Source organism: Idiomarina piscisalsi, from assembly GCF_002211765.1.
Taxonomy (GTDB): domain Bacteria; phylum Pseudomonadota; class Gammaproteobacteria; order Enterobacterales; family Alteromonadaceae; genus Idiomarina; species Idiomarina piscisalsi_A.
Genome location: NZ_CP022133.1, coordinates 1 through 12,195, shown reverse-complemented (window position 1 = coordinate 12,195; position 12,195 = coordinate 1). Strand labels below are relative to the sequence as shown.

Genomic DNA, 12,195 nt, shown 5'->3' with positions numbered 1-12,195 from the left:
GTTGTTGTCGTCGACTCGACGCTCGGTTTTACGACCGTTTGCTTATAATGACGATATGTCGGCTCGCGTCAATGCCCGGAACGTTAATTTGCTGAATATCATCGACTTCAAATCCCTCAGTCAACTCGTCTAACTCATCTTGAGGGTATAAACCTTTCAATGCATAAAATTTACCGTTCTTTTTCGGTAAATGCTGACACCAACTCAGCATATCATTAAGCGAGGCAAAGGCTCTACTGATAACACCATCAAACTGAGCCTCATCCTGATATTCTTCAACGCGGGCCTGAACAGCGGTGACATTATCCAATTTTAGTTCGTGACAAACTTGGCGAATAAAACGAATTCGTTTACCCAAACTGTCCAGTAATACAAATTCTTTGTCCGGTTCAGCTATAGCCAGCGGCAGCCCCGGCAAACCAGGACCCGTTCCAACGTCAATGAAACGCTGCCCTTGTAAATAGGGTCGTACGGTTACACTGTCCATAATATGCCGAGTAAGCATATCATTTGGATTACGTACACTGGTCAAATTGTACGCTTTATTCCACTTATCTAATAAACCAACAAGCGCGACTTGTTGTTGAACTTGCTGGTCTGTCAGGGTTATGTCAGCTTGCTGTAAATACTGCTTTAACTGCTCTTCCACACTCAATCCTTAAGCACTTTTGCGCAACAACCCTTGTTTTTTAAGATGCACCAATAACATGGAAATTGCCGCCGGCGTTATACCTGATATGCGAGCTGCTTTACCCACAGTTTCCGGCTGATGATCATTCAGCTTCGCAATGACTTCGTTCGATAAACCCTTAATTTTAGCGTAATCGAACGGCGACGGCAGTAAGGTATTTTCATGACGTTGTTGTTTTGCAATTTCGTCCTGCTGACGCGAAATATAACCCGCGTATTTGATTTGAATTTCAACCTGCTCTGCAGCAGCAGGGTCAGCCAGCCCTGGCGAGAAAAATTCTGTTTTAGCCAAATCTTTGTAATGAATTTCCGGACGACGTAATAACTCTTCACCATTGACTTCTTTGGTGACAGGGCTTTTCACCAGTGCATTAATTTGATCAACGGCTGAGTGATCTTTATGAACCCAGGTCGCTTTCAAACGCTGTTTTTCCTGCTCAACAGCGTCCATTTTTTCATTAAATGCTGCCCAACGTTCGTCATCGACCAAACCAAGATTACGACCAATCTCGGTTAAGCGAATATCGGCATTATCTTCACGCAATAACAATCGGTATTCCGCCCGAGAGGTGAACATTCGATAGGGTTCTTGAGTTCCCAGAGTCGATAAATCATCGATCAATACGCCCATGTAGGCTTGATCGCGACGTGGTGACCAGGATTCTTTACCCTGAGCTTGTAGCGCAGCGTTTAAGCCTGCAATAAGACCTTGCGCACCGGCCTCTTCATAACCTGTTGTCCCGTTAATTTGTCCAGCAAAGAACAAACCATTAATGACTTTGGTTTCCAGTGATTGTTTTAGATCTCTTGGATCAAAGTAATCATATTCAATGGCGTAACCAGGACGCGTAATATGCGCGTTCTCGAAACCTTTAATTGAACGCACTAATTGTTGCTGTACGTCAAATGGCAAGCTGGTTGAGATACCATTCGGATACACTTCAAAAGTATCCAGCCCTTCAGGTTCAACAAAAATCTGATGCGACCCCTTATCAGCAAATCGCATAATTTTGTCTTCTATTGATGGACAATACCGTGGTCCTACGCCTTCAATAACGCCCGAATACATGGGCGAACGATCCAAGCCTGAACGAATAATATCGTGTGTATTTTCATTGGTATGAGTGATGTAGCACGGGATTTGCTCAGGATGATCAGCCTGCGACCCCATGTAAGAAAATACTGGGGTCGGGTTATCACCCGGTTGTTCCTGCATCACTGAGAAATCAATGCTATGACTGGCAATACGCGGGGGGGTACCGGTTTTCAGTCGCTCAACACGAAGTGGCAAAGAACGTAATCGTTTTGCCAGTGCATTGGCAGGAGGATCACCTGCACGACCACCTTGGTAATTATCCAAACCAATATGAATTTGACCGCCCAGGAAGGTTCCCACCGTTAATACAACGGTTTTAGCCGTGAATTTAAGCCTCATTTGGGTAACGACACCGGTGACTTGATCGTTTTCTACGATCAAATCATCGCACCCTTGCTGGAATATCGACAGGTTGGGTTGCGTTTCTAGTGCATAGCGTATGGCTTGCTTATAAAGCTGTCTGTCAGCTTGAGCGCGTGTTGCACGTACCGCCGGGCCTTTCGATGAATTCAATGTTCTGAATTGAATGCCTGCTTTGTCGGCGGCTTTAGCCATAACACCGCCCAAAGCATCAATCTCTTTAACTAAATGACCTTTCCCTATGCCGCCAATAGCGGGGTTACAAGACATTTGTCCTAAAGTATCAATATTGTGCGTAAGCAATAGGGTATTAACACCTGAACGTGCGGCAGCAAGCGCGGCTTCCGTTCCGGCGTGTCCTCCACCGACAACAATAACATCAAAGTGTTGTTGGCTCTGTTGTGACATTTAAATGACCTTTCGTTAAAGAAGAGAAAAATAGCCGATTATTTTAACGTGCTTTGACTCAGATCGAAACGGTTAAATTTCGTTCACTGGTTTTGATCTAAAAAAAGATCAATAAAGGATCTTATTTAGATCTTTTATTATTATTATTACTAGTCAGCGGTTTTCTGTGAATAGATCGCTGAATGCTTTTATATTCAATGCGTTCAGAGCGATCAAAAAGTGTAGATAACTGCATAATAACCCCGATCATAGATCGTGGATAACTAGGGTAGTTATACACAGATCGAATTGTCCCCACAGTTATACCCATTTCGTAGACAGTGCTTAAGCGATCTTATTCCTATCTTAATCACAGCTGAATAACGTTGTGCAAAAGCCTGTGGGTATGATCACAGAGCCTTTAATGCATCTGCCATTGACGGGATCCACTGCGACGCTTTTTGTTCTGGATCGTCTTGTAGCATATCGATTTCCATTCGCTCTAACATTCGGGTGCCACCGAGTTCCTGCAAACGTTCGTCACAATGACGACCTGCCTGGCAAAAGGTGTCATAAGACGATTCACCAATAGCAATAACGGCGTAATTAAGATCGCCTAAATCGGGCGTTTGCGGAGCGGTGATTTCATCGTAAAAATCGAGCATCGAATCGGCGTAGTCACCAGCGCCATGACTGGATAAAAGCACTAACCAGGGCTCTGAGGTTGGTAGGGCTTCTAATTCTGGCTCGTAATGAAGCTCGGTTTCAAACCCTTGCTCTATGAGTTCATCGCTTATGGTGTCTGCTAGAAATTCGGTATTGCCGGAGGTTGTGCCTACCAATATGTGTAAAACAGCCATATTTCGAGTTACCTTTGCTATATTAGAAAAATACGAATCATACAGGAGAACCATTATGGTAAAAGCTTTCGTTAATGTATTAGTACTGATGAGTACGGTTTTAGTTTCAATGAATGCTCATGCAGGCATAGAGTCACCTAAACAAGTCTCTGATAACCTTTGGGTTATGGGTACTCCGTCAGACGAACAATTGTCTGAGTTTGCAAACAATGGAAGTGAAGTGGTTATTAATTTGCTGTCTCATAAGGAAATGAAGGACAGCAACGAAGCGGCTATTGTGACTAAAAATGGCATGGCGTATTACCATGTTCCGGTTAATGGCGCTGACGGTGTGACGCTGGCAAATGCTCGTATGGTTGATCGCATATTACTGAAAAACAGTGACAAGAACGTTTTAGTCCATTGTGCGTCAAGTAATCGAGTGGGTGCATTAATGGCATTACGCGCAGGTTGGTTAGACGGTATGTCAGTTGATGATGCTATTGCTGTTGGTAAAAAACATGGTATGACGTCTTTGGAAGGTAAAGTGAAAGGTATGTTGTCTGAATAGACAAATGTCTTAAAAGAGCCAGTTCAAAAACGTGAGGGCGTTCTGAACTGGCTTTTTGTTTTATAAATGCTCTTTGAGTAACTCAGGCTGACGCTCTGGCGTAAATATCTCAATCCAGTAGCCGTCTGGGTCTTTAATGAAGGCAATGCCTTTCATATTACCGTCGTTTGGGCGCTTCTGAAATTCCACACCCATTTCTTCAAAACGCTCACAGGCGGCGTCAATATCGGGTACGGCGAAGCCGATATGGCCAAAGCCTTTAGGCTCTTCATTACCGCTGTGGTACGAAACAGAATCATCGTTTTCGTCGCCCCAGTTGTGAGTCAATTCCAACATGGCCGGGCGACCAAAGGTTTGCTCGATGCGCTTATCGTGGTCCGTTGACCAGTCACTGCGTTCCTCCGGGGACATAGATGCCATAAAATACAGCGTGAATTTCATTTCCGGGAAGTCCAGCCGTTTGACCAACGTCATACCCAACACATCGCTGTAGAATTTTAACGTGCGCTCCGGATCTTTAATGCGAAACATGGTTTGGTTGAACACAAAATCATGTGTCGCTGGGTCATGGTTTTCAGATAAACCTTTTGCTTCATCGAAATGTCTGCTCATGACGGAATCCTTTTAGGTTTAGAATGTTTCTCTTGATACACTATGATTTGAGGTTGATTACCAAAGAGTTCAAGTCATGTTTTGGTTTGTTTACATTCTTAAGTGCTCTGACAATACATACTACACCGGCGTTACAAAGGATCTAAAACGACGTGTTGAGGAGCATAATGGTGATGACAAAAAAGGCGCTAAATACACGAAAAGCCGTCGACCGGTTCGTTTATTTTGGTCCGAGCCACATGAATCACGTTCATCTGCCTGCCAAAGAGAAGCGGCGATAAAACGAATGAGGCGAACTGAAAAAGTCGCACTAGCCAGTCGCGTTTAACCGGTTCTGGCCTTCCAGTAATTGTTGAATAATAGGACTTTTGTCCTTTATTGCGAGCTTGTCCGCTAATTGAGTGAGCTTAAATATACGATGGTAAAATCGTGCTTTGCGGCGTTTGTATTGGCTCAATGTAAGTGACGTTTGGTTTAGTTCTTCGATTTCCTTTTCCAGTAAGTCAAACAGTTGGTTATAGCGCTTTTTCAAGCTGGTTGGATAAATAATTCGATAAGCGAACATTGCTAAAAGTGGCGCAGATATAACTGCTAATGCAATGGTTATTGAGTGGCTCAAATTGAATATATAGGGCACGCTCGGTTGCATGAGCAGTAAAAAAACTAAGTTGAAATCCATGCTGCCATTGGCCGTTTTTTGATGGGACATGGGGAAACCACCCAGTAGAATAATAGGCATAATCGCTATTAGCATCCAAAAAACAGAATGACTGAACTGCCAAATACCCACTTGAATCAGTATGGCGGTTAGTGCGCCGACACTTTGCCCGAAAAATACGTATTTCATAGTGAGTGCAGGGTTATCGGCGGTTGAAAACAGGGTCAACATAACCGACGCGCCCAGCATTAAATAAGCCATTTGAAACCAGTGGGTGTACCACCACAACGTACCAATTATGGCTAGTATAATGAAAGTTCTAATCGCAGAGTGACGTGCGCCGCGCCAATCTCTGTGCAACAGAGTTGTAGAGAGCAGTGTCGAATTTGCCGTTTTTCCGGTGTCTTTGAATGATAAACGCTCTTCGGTTGCGTCGATAAACTCTTTAAAGCGGCGTTTTACAGCACCGTTGGTCATCGTTTTGAAGGCATTATTTAATGCGCTTAAAATATCTTTTCGATGTACGGATGCTTTTATTTTATTTGACGCCTCATGTAAGTATGTACTTACTTCTATGTTTTTTTCAAAGCCTTGTATCTGCAGCTCGGCAATAAAACCGAGCTGGGCATTGATAACCTGACGAATGGTTTTGGCTGAATCGTGAGCACTGACGGAGCCCGTGCCGTGATCAAGCAGTTGTGATTCTAGGTGAGCAAGTTCTGACAGCTTTTTATCCAATTGAATTTGGGTCTTTTCTGGCGATGAGAACGCTTGGCTCAACTCATAGAGATTGGCTGCAGTATATCGACGTAATTCATTTATTATGGTCTGTTCTGCACGTTTATAAGTGAATAGAAAACCAATAATCAATGAACAGATAATTCCCACAAAAACGGTCAGCAGGCGGTCAATACCTAGCGGAATAAGGGCATCCGGGCTTTGGGTTAGAAGCACCACCATAGAGGCCGAGTAGCCCGCCAAAATCGTACCGTAGGAGATAAGCCCATGCAGAAGATTGCCCGTGTAAACACACAGCGTTACCCACAATGTGAGCCCTGTAACTAACCAAAGAATATCACCGCCTGAGGTAACCACTAGCACCATTCCAAATAATGTGCCGAGCAAAGTGCCTAATGCCCGGTATGCGGCTTTTTCTATAAGGAGCCCGCGGGTTGGTTGCGATACCGCCCAAACCGTCATAGCGGACCACTGAGGGTGCTCCAGGCCTAACGTCCAGGCAAAAAGAAGAGACAGACAGGCTGCAACGCCGGTTCGAAAGCCAAACCGTAAACGGACGTAGTCAAACCCCCATTGCGCTAACTTGTCTTTCAAACAGAGTCCTTAGTTGTCGGTGTGTTTATTTGCCGATACAGAACGATCCGAAAATTTGGCCCAATAGGTCATCAGAAGTGAATTCACCGGTTATTTCGTTCAGGTGTTGCTGCGTTAAACGTAGCTCTTCTGCGAGTATTTCACCGGCCATATTGGCTTCAAGCTGTTCCTGACCTTGTAGCAAATGGGCTTTCGCCTTGGCAAGTGCGTCTAAATGGCGGCGGCGTGCCATGAAGCTGCCTTCTGACGTTGCATTATAACCGACGCAATGTTTCAGGTGTTCGCGCAACAGCTCTATACCGTGCCCTGTTTTTGCTGACAAATGAACGACAGGAATGCCGTTATGTTCATCGATTCCGGTTGGCTCTTCTGACAAGTCGACTTTGTTACGAATAACGGTGTAAGGCATGTCGTCGGGTAGTTGCGCGAAAAATTCCGGCCAAATATCGTCTGGGTGTATTGCCGAGGTTTCCTGACTATCGACCATAAAGAGTACCCGGTCAGCTTGGCGAATTTCGTCCCAGGCTCGCTCAATACCGATTTGCTCAACTTGATCGGGGCTTTCGCGTAAACCCGCGGTATCAATAATGTGTAACGGCATGCCGTCTATTTGAATGTGTTCACGTAATACGTCGCGAGTGGTGCCTGCAATTTCCGTGACAATGGCCGACTCTCGTCCGGCGAGCGCATTCAGTAAGCTCGATTTACCGGCATTGGGACGACCGGCAATCACAATACGCATGCCTTCGCGCATGAGTGTGCCTTGCTTAGCTTCCTGTTCTATATGGAACAGCTGGTCGATAATGTCGGCTAAATCGTTTGCGACTTTGCCGTCACTCAAAAAGTCGATTTCTTCATCAGGGAAATCGATAGCGGCTTCGACATACATACGAAGATGAATAACCGCATCAACGAGCTGATCGACCCGGTGAGAAAATTCGCCTTTTAAGCTTTGTAGTGCGGCTTTTGCGGCTTGTTCCGAGTTGGTATCGATAAGGTCAGCAATGGCCTCTGCCTGCGTTAAATCGAGCTTGTCATTCATAAAAGCACGTTCGCTGAATTCGCCTGGGCGTGCAGGACGTATACCCGGCATTTCCAGTATGGCTTTTATGATCATGTCGATGAGTACCGGTCCGCCGTGACCCTGAAGTTCTAGGACATCTTCACCGGTAAAGGAGTTAGGACCTTTGAAAAATAGCGCGATACCTTCGTCCAGTAACTCGTTGTTACTGTCATAAAAAGGAAGGTATTCGGCTTTACGAGGTTTTGGGCAGTGGCCTAAGAGCTGTTCGGCGACCCGGGTGGCAGCTGAACCACTAACACGGACAATACCGACACCACCGCGACCGGGTGGTGTCGCTTGAGCGACTATGGTGTCATCGCTAAAGGTATCGTCCATGCTGCTGTCTATCATGCCTATTTCTTCTTATTACCTCTTACCATCATGCCTTTTTTCTCTAGCCCACGGTAGATAATCAGCATTTGTGCAATGGTAATTAAGTTACTGACTAACCAATACAGTACCAGACCTGATGGGAACCACAGGAAGAATACGGTAAAGATAACCGGCATATACTGGAACAGTTTCTGTTGCATAGGATCCGTTGCCGGCGTTGGCTGCAGACGTTGCATCAGGAACATACTCGCACCCATTAGTATAGGCAGTATGTAATAAGGGTCTTTTGTCGATAGGTCCTGAATCCAGAAAATGAATTCTGAATGACGCAATTCGACACTTTCCAGAAGTACCCAGTAAAGCGCAAGGAAGATAGGTAACTGCAACAGCATTGGCAAACAACCACCAAGTGGGTTTACTTTTTCTGTTTTGTACAGTTTCATCATTTCCTGAGACAGTTTTTGTCGGTCACCGCTGTAACGTTCCCGAAGCTCGGTCATTTTCGGCTGCAACATACGCATTTTTGCCATAGACACGTACTGTGCTTTGGTCAGCGGGAATAGCAGCGCTTTGACGATAACTGTCGTTAAGATAATAGCCAGACCCCAGTTAATGACAATGCTTTGTAAGAACTGAAGTAATTTGAAAATAGGCTGTGCTAGCCACCATAAGAAACCGTAGTCGACGGTTAAATCCAGGTGCTCGACTAACTGGGCCATTGAGTCCTGGTCTTTCGGACCTAAATAGACTTTTGATTCAATGGTTTCTGTGCTGTTTGGGTTTACTTGAGTGGCTGGGTAAACCACACCGATAATAGCTTGAGAACCATTCGCTACTCGCGAGAATAAACGATTGGTTTGTTGTTGCGTGGGTATCCAGGCAGAAACAAAGTAATGTTCCAGCATACCGACCCAGCCCGTTTGAGAGGTGACATCCAAGCGCTTATCTTGCATATCTTCGAAGTCATATTTCTCAAACTTGTCATCATCATGAGAATACGCCGCACCGAAATAAGTGGGCATTATCATGCTGCCACTTTCGCCAGTGCCCATTGAGCGTTTTAACTGACCATAAAACTGAGTGCTTAAGGTTTCTGCGGTGTTGTTTTCAATTTCGAAGCGAACATCAACGTCGTAGTGACCGGGTGTAAAAGTGAAGATTTTACGGTATACCACGCCATTTTCAGCGGTGTAGGTAAGGGGCACTTCGACTTTTTCAGATGTCGAGGAGTAATCCGTTTTTTCGTAGCTGTAAACAGCACGGCCATTTTTATTATCAATGCCATCCGCACCAATTAATCCTGACTGAGCCACGTAAACAGCATTTGATTTGTTTTGCAGTAACTGAAAACGCTCGTCAGAGTCGAGCTCTTTTGCAAACTCCAGCAATTTTGCAGAAACAATATCGCCGCCACGTGTATCGATTTGTACATCAAGCACATCGGTTTCTATGTGAATAGTGGTTGCGCTTGGTGTCTTCGAGACACTTTCGGTTTCGGGGACATCACTGGATGCAGCAACTGAACCACTTGGAACGTCGGTTGATCCTGCGCTGTCAGCGGATTGCTGCTGCGTAGGTTCAGAATTTGTTGGAGCCGTTGTACCTGGTGCCGATTCCACAACCCAATTTTGGTAAAGGAAAAATGACACCACTAAAAAGGCAATAAATAATATCGAACGTGGCGAATTCATAGTGATTTCGTCTCTGTTGGCTGTTTCGTTAATGATTGACTGTTATTTTCAGCGTTAGCTTTTTGTTCTTGCTCGCAAGGAGGGACGGGGTCGTAACCGCCCGGGTGACCGGGATGGCATTTACCGATTCGCTTGGTGGCAAGAAAAACTCCATGGATTGTACCGTGTTTTTCAATTGCCTCACAGGCGTAATGTGAACATGACGGATAAAATCGACAACGCGGTCCAAGTAACGGACTTATGACCCATTGATAGATTTTGATTAGCGCGATTGGTATTGCACGCAACGCTTTGCTAATTTTCGCCATAAATAATTCAACGTATCCCTTAAAGCCGCGTTATCTTGCTCAACGATACCTGGCTTAGCAATAATAACAATGTCGAAGCCCGGTAGTTTATGTTGGCTTAAGCGAAAAGTCTCGCGCATTTGGCGTTTGATGCGATTACGATCAACGGCGCGCTTGGCGCGTTTCTTACTAATAGTAACGCCGATGCGTGGATGGCCTTTCGTGTTGGGCGTTGCCAACATAGTAATGTGAGAGGTAACAGCTTTTACAGGAGGATTTGAGAAAACAGTCTGAAAGTCAGAGGGAGTTAGCAGACGTAACTCCCGTCCGTATGAGGTACTATTAAGCACTCAATACTTTACGACCACGAGCACGGCGGCGAGCCAATACTTTACGGCCGTTTTTAGTTGCCATGCGAGCACGGAAACCGTGAGAGCGCTTGCGCTTTAGTACGCTTGGTTGAAATGTTCTTTTCATAACTAATCTTCCATCGGTCAGTTTGCTAGTTCCCACGCTGGCCGAATAAGTTGAAACCAAACGTGACGGGAATTTTTTAGAGCGCGGATCTTACCGATCTTTTCTCGACGAGTCAACGACTATGCGTGTATTTATTGGTCTTTTTCGGTGGTTTTTTAGCGATTTTAGAAAGTTGGCATCATCCACAATTCTATCTGTATTTTTTTACAGTATGTGGATAATTTTTGACTTATGCACTTTTTGTTTTTTTAACTATTTTTAGAATAGATGCTTTCAAAGCAAAATATGAGCCAAATTTATGCTTTGCTGAAAAATAAAAAAGTCCTTTATTTATGCCGTTTTCGCGTGTTTTTGACTGGCGGAAAAAGAATGACTGAAGTACAATCGTTGGATACTATAATAAATAAACGATCCAGGAGAAGAGTGTGAATAATTCGCTTTGGCAACAATGTGCAGAGCGACTGCAATCGGAGCTTCCGTTACAGCAGTTCAACACGTGGATCAGACCACTTCAAGCCGAACAAAATGGCGACACGCTAACCTTATTTGCGCCGAACATCTATTCGGTTGACTGGGTGCGCGACAAGTACTTAAAAACCATTAACGACTATCTTTCAAACCTGTGCAATGGCGAAACAGCACCGAATGTGGTTTTGAAAGTAGGCGAAGTTTCCAACGGCCGCTCTTCTTCCGTAGCGTCGGTGCAAAAGCGTGCGGCGGCGGTTCGTAAAAAGGCAACTGGGTTTTCCGGCAGCAGTAACGAGTCATCAGAAGAATTCGAAAGCAATATCCATCCAGAGTACACCTTTGATAACTTCGTTGAAGGTAAGTCGAACCAGTTAGCGCGAGCAGCGGCAATACAGGTGGCTGAGAACCCTGGTGGTGTTTATAACCCGCTATTCGTTTATGGTGGTACGGGTCTTGGTAAGACGCACTTATTACATGCTGTTGGTAATGGCATTATGGCGCATAAAAAAGGCGCCAAAGTGTTCTATATTAGAGCAGAGCGTTTTGTTCAGGACATGGTTAACTCCATTAGAAACAGTTCAACGAACGAATTTAAGCGTTATTATCGGTCGGTCGATGCTTTGCTAATTGATGACATTCAGTTTTTTGCGAATAAGAAAGGGTCGCAGGAGGAGTTTTTCCACACCTTTAACGCTTTGTTGGAAGGTAATCAGCAAATCATCATGACCAGCGACCATTACCCGAAGGAAATCGAAGGGGTAGAAGATCGCTTAAAGTCGCGTTTTGGTTGGGGCTTGACCATTGCTATTGAACCACCGGAATTGGAGACGCGAGTCGCAATTCTGATGCGTAAAGCTGAAGAACGTGGTTTGAATATGCCGCACGAAGTGGCGTTTTTTATTGCTAAACGATTGCGTTCAAACGTTCGGGAACTTGAAGGTGCGTTGAACCGGGTGGTGGCTAACGTCCAACTTACTGGTCGTCCAATAACCATCGACTTTGTGCGTGAAGCCCTACGCGATTTGATAGCGGCGCAGGAAAAGCTCGTTACTATTGATAATATTCAAAAGACGGTAGCCGAGTATTACAACATCAAATTGGCTGATATTTTATCAAAGCGTCGCAGTCGCTCGGTGGCAAGACCACGGCAATTGGCAATGGCCTTAGCTAAAGAATTGACCAATCATAGTTTACCGGAAATAGGGGACGCGTTCGGTGGTCGGGATCACACAACGGTGCTCCATGCGTGTCGAAAAATACAAGAATTAAAAGATGCTCAGAACGACATAAAAGAAGATTATCGTAATTTAATACGGACGTTGTCGTCTTAA

Annotated in this window: 13 protein-coding genes; 3 read left to right on the top strand and 10 right to left on the bottom strand. The window is 44.9% G+C overall.

Annotated features, from left to right (window positions below):
* Positions 1-28 precede the first annotated feature (28 nt).
* The 3 genes from rsmG to CEW91_RS00055 all read right to left on the bottom strand — a co-directional run bounded on the left by rsmG (position 29) and on the right by CEW91_RS00055 (position 3,393).
* Positions 29-649, bottom strand: a complete 621-nt coding sequence (gene rsmG / locus CEW91_RS00065; protein ID WP_088767111.1) for a 16S rRNA (guanine(527)-N(7))-methyltransferase RsmG — start codon at positions 647-649, stop codon at positions 29-31.
* Between the two features lie 9 nt (positions 650-658).
* The gene (gene mnmG / locus CEW91_RS00060; RefSeq protein WP_088767110.1) at positions 659-2,554 is read right to left on the bottom strand and encodes a tRNA uridine-5-carboxymethylaminomethyl(34) synthesis enzyme MnmG; all 1,896 of its coding nucleotides are present in this window, start codon (positions 2,552-2,554) and stop codon (positions 659-661) included.
* A gap of 389 nt (positions 2,555-2,943) precedes the next feature.
* A complete protein-coding gene (locus CEW91_RS00055; RefSeq protein WP_088767109.1) occupies positions 2,944-3,393 on the bottom strand; it encodes a flavodoxin domain-containing protein in 450 nt (149 codons plus the stop codon).
* 55 nt (positions 3,394-3,448) lie between these two features.
* Between CEW91_RS00055 and CEW91_RS00050 the strand changes: the two genes are divergently transcribed.
* Positions 3,449-3,943 (top strand): phosphatase domain-containing putative toxin, encoded by a 495-nt coding sequence (locus CEW91_RS00050; RefSeq protein WP_088767108.1) that lies wholly within the window; start codon positions 3,449-3,451, stop codon positions 3,941-3,943.
* Positions 3,944-4,003: 60 nt separating this feature from the next.
* Here CEW91_RS00050 and gloA read toward each other — a convergent pair whose 3' ends face one another.
* Complete coding sequence (gloA, locus tag CEW91_RS00045) at positions 4,004-4,555, bottom strand: lactoylglutathione lyase (protein WP_058576464.1); 552 nt, start codon at positions 4,553-4,555, stop codon at positions 4,004-4,006.
* Positions 4,556-4,631: 76 nt separating this feature from the next.
* On the opposite strand from gloA, the gene CEW91_RS00040 reads away from it, so the two are divergent.
* Positions 4,632-4,883: a GIY-YIG nuclease family protein gene (locus tag CEW91_RS00040; RefSeq protein WP_088767107.1), complete on the top strand. Its 252-nt coding sequence runs from the start codon at positions 4,632-4,634 to the stop codon at positions 4,881-4,883.
* Here CEW91_RS00040 and CEW91_RS00035 read toward each other — a convergent pair.
* From CEW91_RS00035 to rpmH, 6 genes are read right to left on the bottom strand one after another with little or no spacing between them, the layout of a single operon-like run.
* Positions 4,866-6,545: an FUSC family protein gene (locus CEW91_RS00035; protein WP_088767106.1), complete on the bottom strand. Its 1,680-nt coding sequence runs from the start codon at positions 6,543-6,545 to the stop codon at positions 4,866-4,868. The genes CEW91_RS00040 and CEW91_RS00035 overlap by 18 nt on opposite strands.
* Before the next feature lie 25 nt (positions 6,546-6,570).
* Positions 6,571-7,944 carry a tRNA uridine-5-carboxymethylaminomethyl(34) synthesis GTPase MnmE gene (gene mnmE / locus CEW91_RS00030; RefSeq protein ID WP_088769316.1) on the bottom strand — a complete coding sequence of 458 codons (1,374 nt, stop codon included), beginning with the start codon at positions 7,942-7,944 and terminating at the stop codon, positions 6,571-6,573.
* A gap of 17 nt (positions 7,945-7,961) precedes the next feature.
* Positions 7,962-9,632 (bottom strand): membrane protein insertase YidC, encoded by a 1,671-nt coding sequence (yidC, locus tag CEW91_RS00025; protein ID WP_088767105.1) that lies wholly within the window; start codon positions 9,630-9,632, stop codon positions 7,962-7,964.
* Positions 9,629-9,940, bottom strand: coding sequence for a membrane protein insertion efficiency factor YidD (gene yidD / locus CEW91_RS00020; RefSeq protein WP_088767104.1), 312 nt, complete (start codon positions 9,938-9,940; stop codon positions 9,629-9,631). The genes yidC and yidD overlap by 4 nt, the downstream gene beginning before the upstream one ends.
* A complete protein-coding gene (rnpA, locus tag CEW91_RS00015; protein ID WP_088767103.1) occupies positions 9,895-10,269 on the bottom strand; it encodes a ribonuclease P protein component in 375 nt (124 codons plus the stop codon). The genes yidD and rnpA overlap by 46 nt, the downstream gene beginning before the upstream one ends.
* Positions 10,262-10,396, bottom strand: coding sequence for a 50S ribosomal protein L34 (gene rpmH / locus CEW91_RS00010; protein ID WP_011235863.1), 135 nt, complete (start codon positions 10,394-10,396; stop codon positions 10,262-10,264). Before rpmH ends, rnpA begins: the two co-directional genes overlap by 8 nt.
* Positions 10,397-10,821: 425 nt before the next feature.
* Between rpmH and dnaA the strand changes: the two genes are divergently transcribed.
* A complete protein-coding gene (gene dnaA, locus CEW91_RS00005) occupies positions 10,822-12,195 on the top strand; it encodes a chromosomal replication initiator protein DnaA (protein WP_088767102.1) in 1,374 nt (457 codons plus the stop codon).

Excerpts from the sequence above, each read along its gene's own strand:
- mnmE (WP_088769316.1), bottom strand. The coding sequence starts at position 7,944 with ATGGACGATACCTTTAGCGATGACACCATAGTCGCTCAAGCGACACCA.
- yidD (WP_088767104.1), bottom strand. The coding sequence starts at position 9,940 with ATGGCGAAAATTAGCAAAGCGTTGCGTGCAATACCAATCGCGCTAATC.
- mnmG (WP_088767110.1), bottom strand. The coding sequence starts at position 2,554 with ATGTCACAACAGAGCCAACAACACTTTGATGTTATTGTTGTCGGTGGA.
- rpmH (WP_011235863.1), bottom strand. The coding sequence starts at position 10,396 with ATGAAAAGAACATTTCAACCAAGCGTACTAAAGCGCAAGCGCTCTCAC.
- gloA (WP_058576464.1), bottom strand. The coding sequence starts at position 4,555 with ATGAGCAGACATTTCGATGAAGCAAAAGGTTTATCTGAAAACCATGAC.
- CEW91_RS00040 (WP_088767107.1), top strand. The coding sequence starts at position 4,632 with ATGTTTTGGTTTGTTTACATTCTTAAGTGCTCTGACAATACATACTAC.
- yidC (WP_088767105.1), bottom strand. The coding sequence starts at position 9,632 with ATGAATTCGCCACGTTCGATATTATTTATTGCCTTTTTAGTGGTGTCA.
- CEW91_RS00055 (WP_088767109.1), bottom strand. The coding sequence starts at position 3,393 with ATGGCTGTTTTACACATATTGGTAGGCACAACCTCCGGCAATACCGAA.
- CEW91_RS00050 (WP_088767108.1), top strand. The coding sequence starts at position 3,449 with ATGGTAAAAGCTTTCGTTAATGTATTAGTACTGATGAGTACGGTTTTA.